At 59.2% G+C, this 21,894-nt stretch carries 17 protein-coding genes and 2 pseudogenes; 12 read left to right on the top strand and 7 right to left on the bottom strand.

Features of this window, described 5'->3' with window-relative positions; all coding sequences use genetic code 11:
• The first annotated feature begins 71 nt into the window (after positions 1–71).
• Positions 72–710, top strand: a complete 639-nt coding sequence (locus ACZ9DP_RS10145; RefSeq protein WP_476201501.1) for a TetR/AcrR family transcriptional regulator — start codon at positions 72–74, stop codon at positions 708–710.
• 217 nt (positions 711–927) lie between these two features.
• On the opposite strand, the pseudogene ACZ9DP_RS10140 reads toward ACZ9DP_RS10145, so the two are convergent.
• Positions 928–1,281: pseudogene (locus ACZ9DP_RS10140) on the bottom strand (pirin family protein); the annotation flags it as partial.
• A gap of 756 nt (positions 1,282–2,037) precedes the next feature.
• Between ACZ9DP_RS10140 and ACZ9DP_RS10135 the strand changes: the two are divergent.
• Complete coding sequence (locus tag ACZ9DP_RS10135) at positions 2,038–2,787, top strand: SDR family NAD(P)-dependent oxidoreductase (protein ID WP_476201499.1); 750 nt, start codon at positions 2,038–2,040, stop codon at positions 2,785–2,787.
• Positions 2,788–2,907: 120 nt separating this feature from the next.
• On the opposite strand, the gene ACZ9DP_RS10130 is transcribed toward ACZ9DP_RS10135, so the two are convergent.
• The gene (locus tag ACZ9DP_RS10130; protein WP_194731468.1) at positions 2,908–3,843 is read right to left on the bottom strand and encodes a LysR family transcriptional regulator; all 936 of its coding nucleotides are present in this window, start codon (positions 3,841–3,843) and stop codon (positions 2,908–2,910) included.
• A 232-nt stretch (positions 3,844–4,075) separates the two neighbouring features.
• Here ACZ9DP_RS10130 and ACZ9DP_RS10125 point away from each other — a divergent pair, with 232 nt between their 5' ends.
• The 8 genes and pseudogenes from ACZ9DP_RS10125 (at position 4,076) to ACZ9DP_RS10090 (ending at position 13,639) form a co-directional block, all read left to right on the top strand.
• Entirely contained in the window at positions 4,076–4,612 is a 537-nt protein-coding gene (locus ACZ9DP_RS10125) for an RrF2 family transcriptional regulator (protein WP_476201497.1), read from the top strand.
• 237 nt (positions 4,613–4,849) lie between these two features.
• On the top strand, positions 4,850–5,500 hold the full coding sequence (locus ACZ9DP_RS10120) for a response regulator transcription factor (RefSeq protein ID WP_074071499.1): 651 nt from the start codon (positions 4,850–4,852) through the stop codon (positions 5,498–5,500).
• Positions 5,501–6,219: 719 nt separating this feature from the next.
• Positions 6,220–6,999: pseudogene (locus ACZ9DP_RS10115) on the top strand (alpha/beta fold hydrolase).
• 71 nt (positions 7,000–7,070) lie between these two features.
• Complete coding sequence (locus ACZ9DP_RS10110; protein ID WP_476201494.1) at positions 7,071–7,826, top strand: SDR family oxidoreductase; 756 nt, start codon at positions 7,071–7,073, stop codon at positions 7,824–7,826.
• 210 nt (positions 7,827–8,036) lie between these two features.
• Positions 8,037–8,474: a CBS domain-containing protein gene (locus tag ACZ9DP_RS10105; RefSeq protein WP_074071501.1), complete on the top strand. Its 438-nt coding sequence runs from the start codon at positions 8,037–8,039 to the stop codon at positions 8,472–8,474.
• 184 nt (positions 8,475–8,658) lie between these two features.
• Positions 8,659–8,925, top strand: coding sequence for a hypothetical protein (locus tag ACZ9DP_RS10100; RefSeq protein WP_476201492.1), 267 nt, complete (start codon positions 8,659–8,661; stop codon positions 8,923–8,925).
• A 369-nt stretch (positions 8,926–9,294) separates the two neighbouring features.
• Entirely contained in the window at positions 9,295–12,990 is a 3,696-nt protein-coding gene (locus tag ACZ9DP_RS10095) for a PAS domain-containing protein (protein ID WP_476201490.1), read from the top strand.
• Between the two features lie 286 nt (positions 12,991–13,276).
• A complete protein-coding gene (locus ACZ9DP_RS10090; protein WP_239601118.1) occupies positions 13,277–13,639 on the top strand; it encodes a response regulator in 363 nt (120 codons plus the stop codon).
• Between the two features lie 47 nt (positions 13,640–13,686).
• On the opposite strand, the gene ACZ9DP_RS10085 is transcribed toward ACZ9DP_RS10090, so the two are convergent.
• Positions 13,687–14,427, bottom strand: a complete 741-nt coding sequence (locus tag ACZ9DP_RS10085; RefSeq protein ID WP_476201488.1) for an NIPSNAP family protein — start codon at positions 14,425–14,427, stop codon at positions 13,687–13,689.
• A gap of 86 nt (positions 14,428–14,513) precedes the next feature.
• Here ACZ9DP_RS10085 and ACZ9DP_RS10080 point away from each other — a divergent pair, with 86 nt between their 5' ends.
• Together ACZ9DP_RS10080 and ACZ9DP_RS10075 are read left to right on the top strand one after the other, a co-directional pair.
• Positions 14,514–15,140 carry a TetR/AcrR family transcriptional regulator gene (locus ACZ9DP_RS10080; protein WP_074071506.1) on the top strand — a complete coding sequence of 209 codons (627 nt, stop codon included), beginning with the start codon at positions 14,514–14,516 and terminating at the stop codon, positions 15,138–15,140.
• A gap of 223 nt (positions 15,141–15,363) precedes the next feature.
• Entirely contained in the window at positions 15,364–16,605 is a 1,242-nt protein-coding gene (locus ACZ9DP_RS10075; RefSeq protein WP_476201486.1) for a flavin monoamine oxidase family protein, read from the top strand.
• A 77-nt stretch (positions 16,606–16,682) separates the two neighbouring features.
• On the opposite strand, the gene ACZ9DP_RS10070 is transcribed toward ACZ9DP_RS10075, so the two are convergent.
• The 4 genes from ACZ9DP_RS10070 to ACZ9DP_RS10055 all read right to left on the bottom strand — a co-directional run bounded on the left by ACZ9DP_RS10070 (position 16,683) and on the right by ACZ9DP_RS10055 (position 21,844).
• Complete coding sequence (locus ACZ9DP_RS10070) at positions 16,683–18,218, bottom strand: cation:proton antiporter (RefSeq protein ID WP_476201484.1); 1,536 nt, start codon at positions 18,216–18,218, stop codon at positions 16,683–16,685.
• 468 nt (positions 18,219–18,686) lie between these two features.
• Positions 18,687–19,502 (bottom strand): ABC transporter permease, encoded by an 816-nt coding sequence (locus ACZ9DP_RS10065; protein WP_074071509.1) that lies wholly within the window; start codon positions 19,500–19,502, stop codon positions 18,687–18,689.
• Positions 19,502–20,758, bottom strand: a complete 1,257-nt coding sequence (locus ACZ9DP_RS10060; protein WP_476201482.1) for an ABC transporter permease — start codon at positions 20,756–20,758, stop codon at positions 19,502–19,504. Before ACZ9DP_RS10060 ends, ACZ9DP_RS10065 begins: the two co-directional genes overlap by 1 nt.
• Before the next feature lie 69 nt (positions 20,759–20,827).
• Positions 20,828–21,844, bottom strand: a complete 1,017-nt coding sequence (locus tag ACZ9DP_RS10055) for an ABC transporter substrate-binding protein (protein ID WP_418336828.1) — start codon at positions 21,842–21,844, stop codon at positions 20,828–20,830.
• Positions 21,845–21,894 lie beyond the last annotated feature (50 nt).

Genomic DNA, 21,894 nt, shown 5'->3' with positions numbered 1-21,894 from the left:
ACTGATCGTTACCATTGACAAGTACGGTAACGTACCGTATCCGTCAAGTTGGTAACAACAGGATGGACAGGATGGCTACCAGGACAGCAAAAAGATCGTCTTCAGATGAACGGCGATCTGCGATTCTGCAGGCCGCTGCCACCGTGTTTTTCGAGCAAGGCTATACCGCTACCAGCGTGGATGCGATCATTGATCGGGTCGGCGGGTCGAAACGGACCATCTACAGTGAATTTGGAAGCAAGGAGGGGCTGTTCACTGCCTTGGTGTCCGAGGGAGCCGATAATGCGCTAAGCACGTTGGCAGTTGAAGAAATCGTCGGTCGCAATCTCCGTGAAACGTTGACGCAATTCGCTCGCAAGCTTGTTGAAGTCTACATGTCGCCCATGATGATCGGCGTGTACCGCGCAATCATGGCGGAGGCTTTTCGCTTCCCTGATCTTGCCAGGGCCTTCTATGATCGAGGACCCGGTCGCGCCTCATTTCGTCTCGCCGAAGTTCTGGAAGAGGCGAGCAAACGGGGCGAAATCGAGGTCGAGGACTGCAAATTGGTTGCAGATCATTTTGCCGGTATGTTGCGCGACAATACACACCTGCAAGTCGTGCTCGGCTTGCGCCCGCCCTTGGGTCCTGAGGCGATAGAGGAAGTCGCCGGTTCGATCGTGGCGATTTTTCTTGATGGAATTCAAAGACGGACCGCGTCGGGCGGCTAACGACCTCCCGCCACGCGCGAGGGCTTTGGAGTGAGCCCGCAACCAGTCCAAAGCACCCTGGCTTGTCCGCTGTTGCTGATGAAAAACCGTCAGACTCTCCGGCAATCAAAGTCATTTCGACCCCGTCGGCATAGGTTCTGGTCACTTCCGACGCGTCGTAGTGTACAAAGCTCGGGGCAGGCTCTTCGTCTCGGGAGGGAAGAGCGATCCAGGCTTGAATGCTGAGGAGGTCGCTTCCAGTGGCCCGGATGTCTGGAGGCATCCGCTCGGAATGCACGATGCCCGATCCGGCGGTCATCCAGTTAATCTCGCCAGGGTGGATGGTTTGCACCTCACCCAGACGGTCTCGGTGGAGAATCTCTCCATCGATTAGGTAAGTCACAAGGCCCATGTGGGGATGCAGCGGTACGTCGAGGCCATGACCGGCTCTAAACTCAGCAGCGCTGATTTGCTCGAAAACGACGAAAGGACCAACCAAGTATCGATGTTGAGGCGGCAAGGCACGCTGTGCCTTAGAGCCATCTCCAAGATCACGAACTGGTTGCAATACGATAGTTTCGATGCCGATCATGGCTTTTCGTTCCATTGTAGCAAGCAACTTAGCCGCCATATGAAGCCCGGTGCCACACGACAGGTGACATCACGAAAGTGGGCGGAGCCGGACAGGTTGGACGCTCGGCTGCCGCTTCGTTGGCTGCAGGGTGAAACCGGAAAGACCCCCGCATTCGTCATCTCTGTCATGTCCGGTTAACGCGGCTCACGGCATCAAGCTGCCACGAGAACGCCCGCCTCGACCAGCCACACAATCGATCAGGAGCGCCAAGCCGACGTATGTGTGCATCAATCCTCACGTAAGCCATCGGCGCAGGTGCATAACCTGCCCCGGCAGGGTGATTAACGCTTTAGCGTACGCCTCGTAGACGGCTTGGTTTGCGAGGGCAGATTGATCTCTCGATTAGCAACCGGTGCGATCAGTCGACCTGTCCCTCGGTATTATCTGCTCTCGTCCTTGATCTGATCGATCACAACCGCGCTCTCCTGATAGGTTCCTTTATGTTGACGGCGTGGGTTCATGTGTCGATCGGGCAGACCATTTTTCACGACGAGAACGACCGGATTGGGCGGCCTTGGCCTGCCCGCAGTCAAACGCTTTGTCCAGGACGCGGGAGGAAACATCGGCATCGAAAGCGAACCAGGCGTCGGCACGGTCGTTGTGCCGCGTTTGCCGGTTCCATGGTCAAAGGCTGAACATCGATCAACACCATCAAAGCCGGCGGGCGAATCGTACTCACACCGGCACTTTTTCAAAGGCAGGAGCAGCGATTACATGGGTATGCTTGCAGGCAAAGTCGCCGTCATCACGGGCGGAAACAGCGGGATCGGACTGTCGGCGGCGAAGACCTTCGCTGCTGAAGGTGCGCAGGTCGTCATTACGGGCCGGCGCCAGCAGGCGGTCGACGATGCGATTGAGCAGATCGGTGCGGGTGCGCTGGGGATACAAGGCGACGTCGCAGATCTTACCCACCACGACCGCATTGCGAAAGAAATCGCAAATAAGTTCGGGGCGCTCGACATCTACATGGCGAACGCGGGGATCAACACGATCACACACTCGGCCGAGGTTAGTGAAGCGGAATATGACGCGCAATTCGCCGTCAACACGCGAGGCGTCTTTTTTGGCGTACAGAAACTAGCACCGATTATGCGGGATGGCGGCGCGATCATTCTCACTGGTTCGATTGCCAGCGAGAAGGTGCTTGACGGACATGCCGTATACGCGGGTTCGAAGGCAGCGCTCGGTGCCTTCGCTCGGTCCTGGTCGATCGAACTGAAGTCGCGCGGCATCAGGGTCAATGTGCTCAGCCCAGGGCCTGTCGACACCGAAATCCTGGCCAAGCTGGGCATTCCGGCCGAGCAACGGGGGACCTTCGAGAAAGCCATGGCGGAAGCGATACCTCTGGGGCGTATGGGGTTGCCGGAGGAACTTGCGAAAGCTGCGCTCTTCCTGGCAACGGACGCGAGCAGCTTTGTCACAGGCGTCAACCTGAGGGTCGACGGTGGTATGACACTGCTTTGACCCCGGTATGGCCACGCACGCGACCGCGTCTTGCGAGTGCGAAGCCATCGAAGCGCCTGGCACAGACGACGGTTATCTGTGTTTCGCCATCTGAAAACGCCGATCGCGGCACTGCGATCATCAGGCTGCGACCTCTCGCCCGCGCTCCTTCATTAGGCTGCGATCCCATACGGGCTCGCCACGGAAGCGTTCGACCATGATGTCGATCAGCACGCGCACCTTGGCCGGCACGTATGGTCCTGGTGGGCGTACCACGTAGATAGCGCCGGCATCCATCGGGTAGTCGAGCAGCAGCGGGACGAGCGCTCCGCTCTTGACTGCGTCAGAGACCATGAAAGAGGGGAGCTCGGCGATACCGAGACCAGCGATCGTCCAGTTCAATATCGCTTCGCCATTGTCGGTGAAAAGACGCCCTTTCGGACGAACCGAAATCATGCGTTTGCCTGCGCGGAATTTCCAGTCAAGCGCCGAACGGCCCGAATAGATGAGGCACTCGTGAGTGTGCAGATCCTCGGGCTTTTCGGGACGGCCGTAGCGCGCAAGATAATCGGGACTGGCGACAATGAAGGGCCTGACAGAGGCGATGCGGCGTGCGATCAGGCTGGAGTCGCGCAACTCGAAGAGACGGACTGCGACATCGTAGCGCTCGCCGATAAGGTCGACGCCACGGTCGCTGAAGGAGACCTCGAGTTCGAGCCGCGGATGGCGACCGGCGAGCTCGGTCAATACGGGGACGAGGTAGCGCTGTCCGAAATTCAGCGGCGCCGAGAGCCGCAGCCGGCCAACCACCTCACCGGCGTGCATTGCAACTGCTTCGCGCGCCTCATCGAATTCCGATATGATCCGCTCGCTGCGCTGCTTGAATTCGAGGCCGGCCTCTGTCGCGCAGATGCCACGCGTGGTGCGGGTGATGAGGCGGGTGCCGAGGTCAGCTTCCATACGTGCGATGCGCCGGCTCACGATCGACTTCGACACCCCGAGCCGCCTGGCGGCGCGGTTGAAGCCGCCGCTTTCGACCACTTCGATGAAGCTTCTAAGGTCATCCAGGTCGGTCACAAGTGTTCCCCCCGATGCAACAGCCTGCTGCCTGAAACGAGCATTGTGCTGCCCGGTCGGCCCCGCTACCCTACCGATATTGCATTTGCCAGATTTCAGGACGGTATCATGATGAGCAATGTGCTGTCATCACGGCAGTGCGCTGCGCGATGTATAGGGCTTCCATAACGCGGATGAACATTATCCGAGGTATGCCTTGCTTGCTATAACTCGGACTGATACAGTCCGTGTAATGGCGCATTTGACGGTGAGCGTGGAATATGGATTGCACTGCCTGCTCTGGCTCGTTGGTTCGCCCGAGGCGCCGGTGAGCAGCCGTGACCTGGCTGACTTCCAGGGGATTTCTCCAAGCTTCGTGGCCAAGATATTCCCGAAGCTCGAGAAAGCCGGAATCGTGCGGGCCTCGGAAGGGTTGCGGGGCGGATATCTACTTGCCAAAGCGCCCGAGAGTATCAGCATTTTGGATGTCGTGGATGCGATCGAGGGCCAAAAACCACTCTTCGATTGCCAGGAAATTCGCGGACGCTGCGCTGTATTCGGTAATCAGCCGCCGAAGTGGGCGACGGCAGGGGTCTGCGCGATCCATGCGGTGATGCTCGGTGCGGAGAAGGCAATGAGGGATTCTCTGGCGAGTCAGTCGCTGGCGGATGTGGGACGCGTCGTGGGCCGCAAGGCGCCGCGTGATTTTTCGAATGAGGTTCGTGATTGGCTTGACGAACGGACTAAGTCTCGTAGCCGCAAGCCCGCGGCGCGTGATCTGTCTTCCTGAGGGCTGCCCAAGTGCCGACGGAGCTCGGGAGACCAAATCTGGTCCACCTCAGGCGATGGCTGAAATGCGTGACGTCCGGCGAGCAGAAGGAGATGTGGCAATGAAGCGAGACTTTAATCGCCCGCCTGGGATTTCCCGGTTTGCAGGCCAGGATTGGACGCAATCACAGCCGGAACATTGGTGCGCCGACGGCAAGGCCTTTCGTTTTCAGAGCTTGCCGAGTCCGGAGGTAGCCCCATGACAACGCTCGCCGCAGATACCGATTGCCCGTTGGTCCTCGTCGTTGACGACGACGAGGAGGTGCGGAGCTCGCTTCAGGAGCTCATGTTGTCCGTCGGTCTCGAAGTCAGTTGTTTCGCCTCGTCGGGCGAACTGCTGGAAGCGGAGCTTCCCGAGCGGCCTGGCTGCCTTGTACTTGACGTTCGCATGCCAGGATCGAGCGGCCTGGACCTTCAGTATCAACTCGCTGCAAGGGGCAGTCCAAAGCCAATCATCTTCCTGACCGGCCATGGCGACATTCCGATGACGGTGCAGGCGATGAAGGCCGGAGCCGTCGATTTCCTTACAAAGCCGGTTCGAGACCAGACCCTGCTCGACGCGGTGATAGCCGGGATCGAACGCGATGTCGCGCAGCGGGCACAAGCGCAGACGATCAAGCAGCATGCCGGGCGGTTTGCGACCTTGACGCCGCGCGAGCGGCAGGTCCTGCGCGAAGTCGCCCACGGCCGCCTCAATAAGCAGATCGCCTTCGAACTCGGAATCAGCGAGATCACCGTGAAGCTCCATCGCAGCAACGTGATGCGTAAGATGCGGACCATTTCTGTCGGTGAGCTTATCCGCGCCTGGGATACGCTGCCCGCCGACCTTCGCGAAAAGTACCAACCCTAGTCATGGGTATGTGGAGGGATTAAGCGGCACTTTTAGAAGGCGCTCTGAGAAGCCCAGTTGCAAGGCTGTCCCTTTGTTCGAGCCGCCTGTCATTGCGGTGGTTGAAGGACGTCGCGGCCATGCGTGAGGTCCGTCCCGAGTACTCCAGGTTCTTGGCCTGCCATGGCCTACTTTCGATCGGCGGCAGGCGTCTACGCGATTATGTTGAGACCCGTGACGTCGTCGATGGCGCAATCGTGCGTCGGCGAAATGACGCGAATGCTCGTCTGCGACAACTTCATAGACTTCATAGGCTTCGCCTTCATCATGCGGGATAGTGTTGTGCTATCGACGATCAGAGCGTCGGAGGTAGGTCGCCAGCCCTTCAAGGCGGCAGAGACCTGGTTCCAGAACTGCGCACTTCTTCTCCATGATCTACGGACCTTTGACGAACCCCGTAAAAGCCGCTCGAAACCGACGCGTCGGCGATGGAGATTTGCGCGCGCTATCGTCCACCACATTTACTGATACCCAAGGCGGTCGACGGTCGACCTGGAGCAAAATCCAGCCAATTCCAAGGATGGCCGGCTCGGTTCGTTTCGACCGGGATTGCCAATCACCCGATATATGCGACCTACACTCTGGCATCATATGGCTGATGCTTGCGTTCGATAGGCTGGCCCGCCCGGCTGGCGCATTCTCATCAGACTGGTCACGACGACCGCAGGAGGAAAAAACAGGTGCGAGACATCATCAGAGTTCTGGCGCTTGCCACAGCGGCGACCGTGTCGGGAAGCGCGCTGGGACAGACCACACATCCGCAGGACAAGCCGACCATCGTGCTCGTGCATGGCGCTTTCGCGGAATCTTCGAGCTGGAGCGACGTCATTGGCGAATTGAGAAGGATGGCTATACGGCCATCGCCGCGGCCAATCCGCTTCGCAGCGTCGCCGGAGATGCAGCGGCCGTTTCGTCCCTCATCCGCTCGATCTCAGGCCCAATCGTGATGGTGGGCCATTCCTATGGTGGGCCGATCATCACGGAGGCTGCCAACGGCAACGCCAATGTGAAGGCCTTGGTCTATGTAGCCGCTTTTGCGCCAGATACTGGCGAATCCAGTCTTACACTCTCGGGAAAGTTTCCGGGCAGCACGTTGGCGAGCGCGATTTCGGCGATCGCGCTGCCGGATGAAGGCCAGGATCTTTACATCCAACAGGACAAGTTCCGTGCTCAGTTCGCCGCTGACGTGTCCGAAGATCAGGCAAAGCTGCTGGCCGCAACCCAGCGGCCCATTAGGCAGGCCGCCCTGGCCGAACCCTCGGGTGCCGCCTCATGGAAGAAACTTCCTTCCTACATGGTCTACGGTTCGCAGGACCGTCCCGCCTGCTGTCATGAACTTTATGGCGGCGCGCGCGCACGCGGTGAAGACTGTGGTCATCGAGGGGGCTTCCCACGCTGTCATGGTTTCACATCCCGCCGAGGTCGCCTCGCTCATCGAAGAGGCCGCAGCGGCTGAGTAAGTGCCTGGCGGCACAAGGACTTCTTTCGATCCAGCGACGCAATTTCAATAATGCAAACGAGGAGAATGGGCATGAAAATCGTCGTTGTCGGTGGAACAGGACTGATCGGTTCAAAGACTGTGGAAAGATTGCGCAAGAAGGGACACGAAGTCCTGGCAGCATCCCCGAATTCGGGGGTCAACACCATAACCGGGGAGGGCCTGGCCGATGCTCTGGCTGGTGCGCAGGTGGTGGTCGACCTGGCGAACGCGCCATCGTTCGAAGAAAAGGCCGCTATTGAGTTTTTCGAGACATCCGGGCGAAACCTCCTTGCAGCCGAAAAGCCTGCCGGCGTTCGCCATCACGTCGCGTTATCGGTCGTTGGCACCGACCGCCTTCAGGCAATGGGCTACTTCCGCGGCAAGATGCTTCAGGAAAAGCTGATCAGGAGTTCGGGAATTCCCTATACGATCGTTCACGCCACCCAGGTCTTCGAATTCATTGGCGCCATCGCCCAATCCGGCACCACGGGGTCGACTGTTCGACTGTCACCAGGCGCCTTGCAGCCGATCGAAGCTGACAATGTCGCCGATGCCATGGCTGATGCGGCCCTGGCAGAGCCCCAGAACGGCATGATCGAAATCGCCGGTCCGGAGCGAGCGCCTCTCAGCGACTTCGTCACGCGCTTTCTGAAAGCGACCAAAGGCGCGCGCGACATCGTGGTCGATCCGCACGCCCGCTACTTCGAGGTGGAGATCGACGACCGGACGCTCGTTCCCGGCGATGGCGCACGCCTCGGGGCAATCCGGTTCGAAGACTGGCTCCGCCATTCCACGCAGCAAAGATAGTCCCAGACAAGAACCCTCGCGGTTCGCCGATCCATTGGGTCGGTGAAGTGACGACTATACGGAAACAACGATGACGATGCGAAGTTCGGTTTGGAGAAGGCAGCGCTCAGCTGACATTTGCCGATTATGCCGCAGCGGCGCCATGTCCGGTCTCGAATGAAACACCTGGCGTAGCAGGCCATGGCCCGCGGAAGCTCTCAGGAGGGCGCAATGCGCATCGAACGATTATATCCTATGACAGTGGCTCGTTTGAAGGTGATCGATGTCAACGCCACTTTGCAAGCTGCGGCACTCTCGCTTTCCAGCCCCGGGATTGGCTTGGCCGTCGTGAGCGGGGAAAATGGAAAGGCGACGGGCGTGCTGAGCAAATCCGACCTCGTTCGCCATCTCACGTACCGAGAACCTGCGGAAGTTTCAGTCGAGACGCTCATGAGCCGGAATATCATTTCGTGCGATCCCAATGAGGAGCTCCATGCAGCCTGGGAGATCATGGTGGCGCGTCGGCTTCAGAACATGCCGGTGCTTGGTGCGGGTTCGAAGCCGCTCGGCGTGCTTGATATTCGCGACGTGATGAAAGTCCTCTTCGAGCAAGAGCAGCTGCAAGAACACATGCTCGCGAACTACATTGCGGGTATAGGCAACCAATAACCAGTGGCGGTTCAAAGATGCTGGTCTGCAATCATTGCCGGCGTTCGCTGCCATCATATTCAAAAGTATCCCGGATCGAGGCGGTTCCTTCACACCAGATCAGGCCCTCCAAACCCCGTCGACACTGAAGTCTTCGAATGTCAGGCGCAAACCGATCTGCCATTTACGGCAAGAGATGACCATCATGCTGCAGGATTATCTGAGTGAAATCGCGAGCGCTCCACTGGCCTGGATGATCTTTCTCGGATTGGCTGGAATAGCCGTATGGCACCTGCTTTCGGCTGGGCGCGCGAACCTCGGTCGTACAGACTGCCTTCTTTACTGCCATGACCGCCGTCCTTGTTCTGGGCGGGATCTCTCCCAGCCGAGCGATCTTCGCCAGCTGACCTGGGTTTATGGTGTCGAAACCATTGCGGATCTGAGGCATGAAAAATGCGAAGGGGCGCATTGAAGCCGATTTTTCCTGCCCCTAGTTTGCAAAGGATGAGGGTTTGGGTCAACCTCTCGGGTATTTTGATGCCGGGACAAAAAAGCTCCAGGCCTCGGTGCTTCCTGGACTGCCTGGCGACCTCCAAGAAGGGCTTCACCGACAAGCTGCCGGACCCTATTCTTCGGAATAGGTGTTTTTGTCGCTTGCTTCCACGTATCCTAAGCGCAGAAGCGCAGGACCTATTCCGGCTTTCGTGAGGAGGGTCCACTATAGTCATGGGGCATGCTGGGATTAAGTTGGGGTATGATTAAATCAGCCCGGATATTGGGTAAAGGTGCCGGACGAAGCGCTGACAGTGCCCAGACTTCCTTTGTCCGACAGGAGCTGCCGATGAGGTGCGTCTGGTCGCATCGTCCCCAATTCTTGCACCTGGGGCTTTTTTTTGCAGCTTATGTGTTGGGTTGCGCATTCGCTCAGTCGCTCGCAATCGTACCTGGAACAGGTATCTCCATTTGGCCTGCGAGCGGACTTTTCATTGCCACGCTTGTCGTCGCCTCCAGGTACAGCTGGCCGTGGTGGGTGCTGGCGGGGTGCCTGGCTGAACTGTTCAGCAATTTTTTGTGGTTCCATAGTCCGCTGCCTGCAGCCTTCCTGATCTATATCGGCAACGCGCTTGAAGCGGCGGTTGGCGCTTGGCTTGTGAACCGGACCTGCAGGCGGCCGGTTCGGCTGGAAACCTTGCAGGAAGTACTCGCATTCGTGGTACTGGCCGCCGGAATTGCGCCAGTCGTAGGCGCGACGGTGGGAAGTGCGACACTTGCGTGGTTTGGCATACAATCGCAGACCTTCGTGGCGGCTTGGCCACTATGGTGGGTCGGAGACGCCACCGGGATCCTGATCGTAGCGCCACTGGCGCTGGTCGTGTTCCAGAACTGGCGCGGTAGGATCGAGCTCTCGTCCGCGCGATGGTTGGAAGCTTGCGTCCTTGGGCTGATCTTTCTTGGTGTCGCCGCCCTTTCCTTGAGCGGTTATCTACCCTTCGCCTACATCATCATGCCGCCCCTTCTTTGGGCTGCGGCGCGCTTTGAGTTCAGAGGCGCCGCCGTCGCCTTGACCCTCCTTGCTCTCATCACGGCGGTATTTACAATATCCGGCGCCAGCCAATTTGCCGGCGATGCCGAGTCCTTGAAGCACAAGCAGATAATGCTGCAGCTTTTTCTGGCCATCTCGGCATTTTCTGCGCTCATCGTTGCCGCTATATCCCGGCAGCATCAGCTGGCGCTGCTCACGTTGCGCCAAAGCGTGGTGGCATTGCGCGACCGGGAGCGGGAGCTCTCGCAGCTCGTGGACATGGTTCCCGTCCAGATCAGACGTTTGACGCCCGAAGGCAAGCCGACATTCTTCAACAAGCGCTTGCTTGACTTCTTCGGCTTGAACGACGTGGCCGAACTGGATAGGCCGGACATGAGCCGGATGGCGGCAGCCATAGAGTCTCTGGTCCATCCCGAAGATGCAGCCCGTCTGCTAGAGACGGTCCGACACTCCCTAGCCACCGGTGAGCCATACTCCATGAAATATCGTATGCGTCGCGCGGACGGCGCGTATCGCTGGGTTGATGGCCGCGGGGAACCGTTGCGGGATGAAGGCGGCGTGATAGTGCAATGGCTGGCCATTTCCATCGACATCGATGATGAGGTGCGCGCGCAGGAAGCATTGCGCGAAAGTGAGCGGCAGCTCCGGCAGCTCATCGACGCCGTGCCCGCTCTGATCTGGAGCACGACGCCTGAAGGGACCCCGTCCTACATCAACAAGCGGCTCATGGACATGGTCGGCGTCACGCTCGAAGACTTGACCGCGCCGGACGCCTCGCGGTCCTTGGCCGATGTCCACCCGGAAGAAAGGCAGGCGGTGGAGCAGGCGCTCGCGCGCTCGTTCGAGACTGGTACCTCCTTCGCGATGAAGTATCGTCAACATCGGGCAGATGGAACCTATCGCTGGACCGAGGGGCGTGCGGAGCCGCTGCGCGACCCCGACGGCCGGATCGTGCAATGGTATGGCGTCTGTCTCGATATCGATGACCTGGTGACGGCGCAGGAGGCTTTGCAGCAAAGCGAGCGTCGCTACCGCGACCTGTTCCACTATATGCCGATCGGGCTCACGCAGGTGGGTGCCAGCAAGCTTATTCCCTTGTTCGAGGAGTTGCGGGCGCAGGGCGTGACGGAACTCCAGACCTACATCGACGAGCATCCCGAATTCCTGCCGCGCGCCGTGGAAGCTCTGGAGGTTGAGGAGGTCAACCAACATCTCATCGAGATGTTCGGTGCAAAAAATGCCGAGGAGATGCACGGGCCAATTACCCGCTACTGGCAGCCGAGCATTTCCACCATACGTCGCTCCATTGAGGCGCGTTATCGCGGCGAGGAGGTCTTCCAGGAGGAGACCCAGGTGGCGCGAATGGACGGCACCGTCATCGACGTCCTCTTCACAACCGCCCGTCCCGGCGCCGTCGCCGACAAGAGTCTGGTCGGCTTTATCGATATCACAGAACGCAAGAAGGCTGAAAAGGCTCTGCTCAACCGGGAACGGGAGTTCTCGCAGCTCGTCGACATGGTTCCAAGCCTGCTCTGGCGGCTAAGTCCAGAGGGCGAGCCGGTTTTCTTCAGCAAGCGCATGATCAAGTTCTTCGGTTTGGACGTAGGCGATTACGATAGTCCGGAATCGAGCGGGCTGGCTGCCGCCATAGCAGCGCTCGTCCATCCCGATGATGCAACCCGGCTGGCGGAGGCGCTCAATCACTCCTTCGCCACTGGCGCGGCCTTTTCCCTGAACTATCGCCTGCGTCGTGCGGATGGGGTCTATCGCTGGATGTCGGCCCGCGCTGAGCCGCTGCGCGATGATGGCGGGCGCATCCTGCAGTGGTACGGCCTCTGTCACGACATCGAAGATCAAATGCATGCCGAGGAGGCGCTGCGCGAGAGAGAGCGTTTTCTCTGGCAGCTGGTTGAAACGCTGCCGGCCTTGATCGATTGCGCGGCGCCGGATGGTGAGCCGGTCTATCGCAGCCAGCAGCTCCGCGAATTCCTAGGATACGAGCTTGAAGAACTGGACGGCGCAGGAAAGTCCCGGCTGGCCGGCACACTGGACGCCGGCGTTCATCCAGACGACGTCGCGGGCGTTAAGGAGCAGTACGCCCATTCCCTGTCCACCGGTGAGCCCTATGCGCGGAGACACCGTCTGCGGCGCTTCGATGGTGAGTATCGCTGGGTCGAAACGCGCGCAGCGCCAATGCGCAACGCCGACGGCGCCATTGTGCAGTGGAACGTCATCTGCCTGGATATCGACGGTGAGGTTCGAGCTCAGGAAAAGTTGCTTCTAACGCAAGAGAGCCTCGCCCGCGCAAGCCAGGCGGCCAGCCTTGCTGAACTTTCGGCATCCATCGCGCATGAGGTCAATCAACCCCTGGCGGCCGTGATGAACTACTCAAGCGCCTGCCAGCGTTGGCTCACAGCCGAGCCACCGAATATCGAGCGAGCTCAAAAAACGGTGGAGCGCATCATTCACAGCGCAAATTCCGCCGCCGATGTCGTCAGCCGCATTCGCGCCTTGTTCAGGCAGTCCTCAGACACGCGAGATTGTACGACCCTCGGCGGCGTCATCGCCGAGGTGCGCGATCTCGTGGCCGAGGAGGCGTCACGGCGCCGCATCCGCATGAACATCGAGGTCGAGGACCATCTTCGGCTTGTCGCTTTCGATCGCGTCCAGGTTCAGCAGGTTATGATCAATCTCATTCGCAACGGCATGGACGCGATGGCGTCAGTTCAAAATGACAGGGTTCTTCGGATACGGGTACATCGGATGGGCGACATGGTCCAGACCGAGATCAGTGATCGTGGCCGTGGCGTTCAGTTTCCCGACAAGATATTCGAGCCGTTCTTTACGACGAAAGAGAACGGGATGGGCATGGGGCTGGCGATCTGCCGTTCGATTGTCGAGGCGCATAGTGGACAGCTGTGGGCCGAGAAAAACGAACCACACGGAGCGAAGTTCATCTTCACATTGCCGGCCGAAATGAACACAGCTCCATGACAACAAATAATCCATGCGTATGGAGCGTGAATGACGATGCGCGCCTCCGAACGGGCGTTCAGCCAGGCGGCAATCGGCCAAGATCGGGAGAAGACCGGAGCGTCATGAACTTGATGTGCCGAGGAAGGGCTGCCGCTTACGGGAGCGGTGTCTTTAACAGATAGGCCGCTGCAGAACTGCGGATCAGCGGGGTCATGCAGCAAATCCACACAAGGAACGTTATGCGGGGGATAGCGGAGTTGGAAATGTCAATAACTCACTCGCGTCAAGCGAGAGGGAGCAAAGCATGAGCAAGAAAAGACCTGTCGTGGCGGTTGTTGATGACGACCCAAGGGTACTTGAGTCGCTGGAAGAACTCCTGGAGTCCGGGGGCTACGTGGCACGCAGCTTTTCTTCCGCAGAATCGCTGCTTACGAGCGGGCTGTCAGGCGTGGATGTCCTCATCACCGACATAGGAATACCAGGCACGGATGGCTTTGAACTTCGTGACTTGGTGAAGAAGGCGCATCCGGAATTGCCGGTGTTCCTGATCACAGGCCGCCATGAGATCGCGGATCAGGGCCGCGCCCAGGGTATCAGCGGTTTTTTTCGTAAGCCCTTCGATGGCCGAGTGCTGCTTGCCGCCATCGGCGAGGCCTTAGGCAGTTGAAAAGGAATTCATCGCGGGCCTGAAAATCGATGGAGGTTCCGACAAAACTAGCGCATCAACGATCGTGACGTCGGTGAAAGCCTCAGCACCTCGCTCGCCCGCCACGTGCGTCGCATGATTTGCGGTTCGATTTCCTCGGTCCACTTCCGCGACGCTGCAAGTGCGCCGAGATGAGTGGCGTAAGCTTGCGGCGTCGGGAAACGGTAAAGAGCGACAAAAACCGATTCTCCTTCTCGGATCGGGAGCCTTGGGAACGAGTTGGCGCTGTGTTCGCTCATGAAGGTTGCAGGGACGGTCGCGCCACTTTCGAGAAGCGGTAAGCGGAGGTCATTTTCGAAGAAGGCAGAAAAAGCCTCCTCTTTACCCGGCGCAGTGTAATGGATCGCGCAAAGAAACAGCGCGGACGACTCCAAAGTGCTGCCGGAGGTCGGCCGCTCTGCGGCGCACAGCTGAGAACTCGGGTCGAGGTTGGCGGGGCGCAGCAGCAGAACATTGTCGGAATTGACCATTGTGCCGTTGGCGACATCACGATGGCGCGCCCAGACCGAGCCTCCGTAAAAGCGGCCGAGCGCCTCTCTTCGCGACTCCATATTCGCAAAGCCGCGCAGCCAGACGAAGCTGTCGGTATCATCGAGATCGCGAAACTGAGCGACGACGCGTATGCCAGCCTCCTCCTGTGTCTCCAGGAACTCTCGATCGAAAACGTCGATCAGCGTTTCGCGCGCACCCGGATGGAGACGGTACTGGCGGAGTTCGAAGACTGAATCGGCTGACGTGGGGTTACGCATTGATCCCTCAAAAAACAGGATAGATGTCCTGTTTTTAATTACAGGTCGATTGTCCTGTTTGTCAAGTTATGTTACAGAACCCTTCAATGGCGAAACGTCTGCAGAAGCGAAGATCGAACGATCCGGAAGGCGTAAGAAGGCGAATTGTCGAAACCGCTTTCAACGCCTTCACCACCCGCGGCTACGGCGTTACTACCGTTCAGGACCTCAAGGCGGCGGCGCGTGTAACAGGTGGAGCGTTCTCACATCACTTCCCGACCAAGAAGGAGCTGGGTCTTGCAGTTTTGAACGGCAATGTCGCCGACGCAGTCGAGCAAACTTGGATCAAGCCGATATCACAGGCTAAGACGGCATCCGACGGCATAGAAGCCATATTCACCGAGATCATCCGAGAACTGGATCAACAGGGCTTTGTGTCTGGATGTCCGCTCGGCAACATGGTGAGCGAACCGGTCGGACAAGATGGCGCCATGCGGGAGGCCGCCATCGCAATCCTCGCGCAATGGAGAAGTCAACTTGCGCAAAAGATCCGCGCGGATCAACTCGCCGGACGCTACGCGCACCTTGATGCCGAGGCCGCAGCAATCTTCATCATTGCTTCATACTGGGGGGCAATGGGGATCGCGAAGGCAAGCCAGAGCAGTTCTGCTCTCAAAGACTGCGGCCAGGAACTATTGAGATACCTTGATCTTTGTCCGAGCCAGAAGCCATGAAACGACAGCGGCGCAAAGTCCGCAGCGCGCATCTTGACGACTCCGAAGTATTCAGGAGGCGGCTTCAGCGAAGATCACCTGATTTTGGGCGGCATCTCCTTTGAAACTGGCTGATGGGAGCGGTTTGTGTCTGCAGCTATTCTCCGGCTCTGTCCGAAGCTATGCTGGCGCTGGTGTATATGGATCACCATGGCCGTTCTGAGCTCAATCGGGAGGCACCATTGTGACTGAGAACGAAGTAGATGTGGCGATCATCGGCGCTGGCGCAGCCGGTATAGCGGCGGGCCGGCACCTTATGGCGGCGCGACCGGACCTTTCGCTCGTCGTTCTGGAGGCGTCCGCACGTATAGGAGGGCGAGCGCGGACGGAGCATTTCGGTGCGGGACTCGGCGCCCTTGACGTCGGATGCGGATGGCTGCATGGGGCAAGAACGAATGCCTGGACGGCGATCGCCCGGAAACTGGGGCTTACGATCGATGACGCCCGCGCCCCATGGGACGAGGGAGGTCGTCAGCTCGAAACAAACGCTGACGCCCGGCCCGCAATCCGCGCCCTCGAAGCATTCTTTGAGAGGATCAATTCCCATGAGGGCGAGGATGCGGCGCTTTCGAGCATGCTCCCGGCTGGCGGCAGGTGGAACGAGTACGTCCATGCGGTCGGTGCGTTCATCACCGGAGCCGGACTTGAAAGATCGTCGGTTGTCGACCTCCAGCGGTATGAGCCCGGTCCCGGTCCCGACTGGCGAGTACGTGAAGGCTATGGAACGGTTGTCTCCGCCTATGCCGGACCCCTTGCGATCGAGCTGCAGACCGCCGTGGAACGCATCGACCACCGCGCCGCGGATCATGTCGGTATTTCGACATCGAAAGGCCACCTCCGTGTCAAGGCGGTAATCGTCACTGTCTCTACGAATGTGCTTGCGAGTGAGCGCATCGCGTTTCTCCCGCCGCTTCCCGATAAAATCGATGCAGCCTCCCGCCTGCCCCTCGGCCTTGCGAACAAACTGTTCATGAAGGTGGAAAGGCCAGACGCCCTACCGCTGGACAGTCATCTTCTAGGCTCCTATCGCGAACGCCGGACAGGTGCCTACCAAATCAGGCCCCTCGGAAATCCCGTTGTGGAGGGATATTATGCAGGGGATTTGGCACATGACTTAGAACGTGGGGGACCGAAGGAGGCGTTCCAGTTCGGACTTGACGAGCTGAAGCGCGCTTTGGGATCCGACATCGGACCGCAGCTTTCATTGATCTCCTTTTCGGCTTGGGGCTCCGATCCGCACATCGGCGGCTCCTATTCATATGCCAGCCCAGGAGCGTCTGATCTTCGCAGAACGCTTGCCGCTCCGCATGACAATCGCATCTTCTTTGCAGGTGAAGCCTGTTCGACTGGACGCTATTCGACTGCACACGGCGCATATGATAGTGGAGTGATGGCGGCGCAGGAGCTTATGAAGACCATCGCCTGAAGGGCGCGGGCAAGAATTTCAGCACGCGACAGGGACCAAGCATTCTCGCGGGGACACGAGGGATGCAGCGCGTGATTTCAGATCTCCTCAATCTTCCGATCTTCGAGCGGCAAAACAGAAAGCTCTCGCCAGTCGATCTCCTCAAGCAGCAGATTGTACTCATCGACGTTGAGTTCATTCTGGGAACGAAGTCGCTCAAGCTCCACGCGTTGGGCGGCAATCGAGCCCAGCGCCAGTTTGCGGTAGGTTTCAAGCGAGGAGGGTCCTTCAACATTGAAAAGTGCTTTCTGCTCGATCAGAAACTTGCTTCTCAAAAGCTCCGCCTCCGGGCCGGACTGATCCTCCAGTACGCAGATGCCGGCCTTTGTGATCTGCGCGCGACGGCCCCGCAGCTCCTCGGCTGCCGCTGCGCGCCCGTCGAGACCCAGCCATCGGATCAAGGGTGAAAGCGTCAGTCCTTGGATGACGAGTGTTGCAAGAACCACCGCGAAAGCAGTCAGCACGACTGTGTCGCGCTGAGGAAAATCGCTCGGCAGCGCGAATGCTGTCGCAAGGGTGACCAGTCCTCGCATTCCGCACCAGCCGGCGAGAACCGCCTGCTTGATCGTCGCTGGTTCCTTTCGTCCGCGGCGGCGTGCAAGGCGAGCCAGGATACGGTTATAGCCGATGCAGACCGCAAACCGGACGAGAACGACGATCGCGACGACAAACGCAGCGAATGTGCAGGCCTGGCCGAGCTGACCCTCCGGCATGCCTGCGATGATGCTCCTGATCTGCATGCCCATTAATAGGAATGCCATGATGTTGAGGACGAAGACGACGGCACTCCAGACCGCATAGGACTGGACCCGCATGCGCGCAGATGTCGCGACGCTGCTTGCCATAGCCATGGCCATGGCCACGACCGCAAGCACCGCCGACAGCCCCAGATGTTCGGCAAGAATCCAAAGCAGGTACGTCTGGACGAACTGAAGCAGGTTTCCGCCCAAGGTGCCGGACACGAAACCGGAAAGATGCTTGCCGACGAAAGCCGCCAAAATACCGAGAAGTATGCCGCCAGGAGCCGCAAGGGCGAAATGTAGGCCGACGGTGACACCAAGATTCCCCGTTGAATGTACCGCGAGCGCGGCCCCGAAGATGAGGAGGGCGGCCGCGTCGTTGAAAAGGCTTTCGCCTCGCAGCACGGCATCTGTGCTGCGAGGTATCGCCACCCCTGAAAGGATCGCAGTCGCCGCTGCTGCGTCGGGTGGTGCGACAATGGCCCCAAGGACGAGCGCGGCCGCAAACGGCAGGCCAGCAAGCCAAGATCCTGCAAGCGCAACGGCGAATGCTGTGACAATCACTCCACCGATGGCAAAGACGAGCAACGGCAACCAGAAACGCCGGGCAGTTCGGACTGGAAAGTCAAATGCCGCGTCCATCAGCGCGGGGGCGATGAACAAAGCAAGGGCGGTCTCAGGTTCAAGTGAGACATATGGGGTTCCCGGCACAAGCGCAGCTGCAGCGCCCGCCATTGCCAGCAGGGAAGGATAGGGAAGCGACAGACGTCGCGAAACCTGCAGTAGCAGGATCGCCACGAGAGACAAGACGAGGAGGCTTTCAAAAAAGCTCATAATCGACACTATCCCATCTCTTTGTTGTCCGGCATCTCCTGAAACGATGTTGGCCGGTCTGAGTGCTTCAAAAGCATCGAGCGTTGCTGCTGGGCGTCCTGATCGGTTTCATCTTCCATGGCAGACTGTGAATCGAAAACAGGATATCGATGTCACTCGGCGCCCAACTTCGGTTGATTTCATCACAAATTCTCGGCGGCATCCATGATGGCCGTTCACCGGCGCCGAACACGCTGAAAATCAGCTCCCGAAGCCCGGCCGCGAAAAATACCGTCATGGCAGGTGAGTATTGGCCGTGCGAAAGACGAGCGGCACTTCATTGGAGCCAGGGAGGCGGCACCGGCCATTTGCCGAGAGCCGCTTTCTTGCCGAACGGGTTCGGCACCAAGGCTGCTGCAGCCTTGCCGTCATAAGACCAATTTGGTGTCCATCTGGACAGCACGCCAGACGCGTTGGCGTAAAGCCCGATCAGTGCATGAGCTTTTGGCGTTCGGCGCGCCGGTGCAGCCACTGGATAGTTGCGAGAAACAGCGTTGAGAATAGGATCAGCAGTGTTGCGACGGCGGCGATGGTCGGGCTCAGTGTCTCGCGAACGCCGCTCCACATCTGACGGGGCAGGGTGCGTTCCTCGGAGCCGGCGATGAAAAGTGCAATCACCACCTCGTCGAAGGACGTGACGAAGGCAAATAGCGCACCCGACACGACACCCGGTGCGATGATCGGCAGCATGATGCGCAGCACGGCTTCAAGGGGCGTTGCGCCAAGACTTGAGGCCGCGCGCATCAAATTGTGATCAAAGCTCGCAAGTGTCGCCGTCACGGTAATGACGACGAAGGGCGCTCCGATTGCGGTATGGGCAAGGACCAAACCGGTCAAGCTGTTAAGCAGACCGACGGCTGCAAAGGCATAATAGATGCCGACCGCCGAGACGATGACCGGTACGATCATCGGTGAAATCAGAATGGCAGTCAGTGTGGCGCGGAAGGGGCATTCCGGCCGGCTAAGGCCGATTGCTGCCAACGTCCCGAGTGCGGTTGACACCAGTGTGGTGCAGACGGCGACGATGATGCTGTTCTTCAGAGCCAGTTGCCAGACTTCGGAGGAGAAGAATTCCTCATACCAGCGCAGCGAGAGGCCTGGCATCGGATAGGTGAAGAAGGGCTCCACGTTGAACGACAGGGGCACGATGGCGATGATCGGCGCGATCAGGAAGACAACGACAGTGCCGCCGGCAATCCATAGCAGGATGGGAAGCAGGCGTTCGACGGAAAGGGAGTGGTTCATCAGCCTATCCTTAGACGATCGATGCCGACCATGCGATTGTAGACGGCGTAAAGGATGAGCACGGCGACCAGGAGGATGGCGCTCAATGCCGCCGCCATCCCCCAGTTGGTCACCTGGTTCGAATAGTAGGCAATGTAGTAACTGACCATTTGATCGCGCGGACCGCCGACGAGCGCTGGGGTGATGTAGTAGCCGAGGGCCAGGATGAATACCAGAAGTCCACCGGCGCTGACGCCTGGCATGCTCATCGGCAAATAGATTCGCCAGAAGGCCGATAGTGGTGGCGCCCCCAGCGAGGAGGCGGCGCGCAAGTAGATCGGGGGGATGCTCTTCATGACGCTGTAGATCGGCAACACCATGAACGGGAGAAGGATATGCGTCATCGCGATCAAGACGCCGATGCGGTTGTAGATGAGTTCCAGCGGCTGCGATGGGTCGATGACGCCAAGCCATGCAAGAGCGGAATTCACTACGCCGCGGCTCTGCAATAGCACGACCCAAGCGCTCGTACGCACCAGCAGTGATGTCCAGAAGGGCAGGAGCACGAGGATCAGCAGAGTGTTGGCGGTGCCCCCCTTGGACCGGGCGATCAATGCCGCAAGCGGATAACCAAGCAGCAGGCACAGCAGCGTCACCGAAGCACTGACGGCGAAGGTGCGCAGCAGTACATCGACATGAACGGCGTTTTCGGGTGCGACTGTCGTTATAACGCCGGTCTCGTCGCGGCTCATGTCCAACGCTGCGAGCAGATAGAAATCGGTAAGCTCAGGCATTGCCTGCCTGAGAAGATGCCAATAGCGGGGCGTTGCCCATTGAGCGTCCGCTGCGACGAAGGCATCCTTGTAGGGCGCCTTTGCATTGCGGATCGTGCGCGCGGTCTTCAAAAGCATCGAGCGCATGCCAGTTTCGTAATAATTGAGCCGTTTGGCGATCTCGGCCACATCCTCGCGGGACGATGCCTTCAAGTCGGTTGCGAGGGCGGCATAGACCGCCTCGTCTGGTACGCCTCTGCCGTCCCACGAGGAAAGCATTGCGACGGTGTTCGGCAGCGTTCGCGCCACTTCGCGGTTGTCGACGCTTCGGGTAAGAAGCATGCCGATCGGCAGGATGAAGATCGCCAGCAGGAAAAGCATCAGCGGCGCGACGAGAAGCAAGGCTCTCATCTGCCCCTTCCGTCGCAGGCCACGCAGCCGGCGGGCAAGAGGCGCCGTGTCGATGGCATTGTTGATGACGTCGTCGGTAAGCATGAGCGCCATGGCACACCTTCATTCGCAAAAAAATGGGCGGGCAGGCCCGGGAGGAAAAGCCCGCCCGCCGAGCGAGGACTATTGCGCCAGCCACTTGTTGAAGCGTTCGGTCAATTCCTCGTCATGGTCGGCCCAGAATTCTGCCGAAACCACGAACGCGTTCTTGGTGTTTTCGGGCGCCGTCGGAAGGTCGGGCAGGATGTCGGCCGGAACCTTGGCGATCGCCGCCTTCAGCGTCGGACCGTAGGAGATGTACTGCGACTGCCGGGCCATGACGTCCGGTGTCATCGTATAGGCGATGAATTTGTCGGCCGCCTCCTTGTGCGGCGATCCCTTCGGCTCGGCCCAAAGGTTGAAGTCCATCCCCTGGCCATCCCAGACGATCTTGAAATTCTTGCCGCTGTTTTTGACGGCATCGTAGATGCGTCCGTTCCACGCCGTGGTCATCAGCACTTCGCCGTCGGCCAAAAGCTGCGGCGGTTGGGCGCCGGCCGTCCACCAGACCTTGACATCCTTCTTGATCGTATCGAGCTTCTTGAAGGCGCGATCGACGCCTTCGGGCGAGCCGAGGACGTCATAGACCTTGGCCGGCGCGACGCCATCGGCGATCAGCGCGAATTCCAGCGTCGTCTTCGGCGCTTTGCGCAACGCCCGCGGACCGGGGAATTTTTTCGTGTCGAACAGATCGGCCATCGTCGTCGGCCCGCCGTTCGGAAATTTTGATGCATCATAGGCATAGATCGTGCCGAAAACGATGGTGGCCGCCGCACAGTCCATTGCCGCGCCATCGATGAAGGCCTCCTTGCCGCCGAGCTTGGAATAGTCGATCTCTTCCAGCCATCCTTCGTCGCAACCCTGCAGCGCATGTCCTGGTTCGACATCGACGACATCCCAGGTGACCTGGCCGGTTTCCACCATGCCCTTCAATTTCGCGGTGGATCCATCCCACTCGTCCTGCAGGATCTTGACGCCGGTCTCCTTCGAGTAGGGACCAAAGAAGGCTTTCTCCTGGCTTTTGGTATATGCGCCTCCCCACGACGTTACCGTGATCGTATCCCCAGCAAGGGCAGGTGCGCTCATGGCGAGACAAAGCATGGAGGTCTGAAGCAGTATCGAGATGCGGTTCATATTTGTTCCCCTGTTCT

This window comes from Rhizobium sp. USDA 4016 (assembly GCF_056279705.1).
The sequence above is the reverse complement of the archived record's forward strand: the minus strand, read 5'-3'. Positions and strand labels throughout refer to the sequence as shown.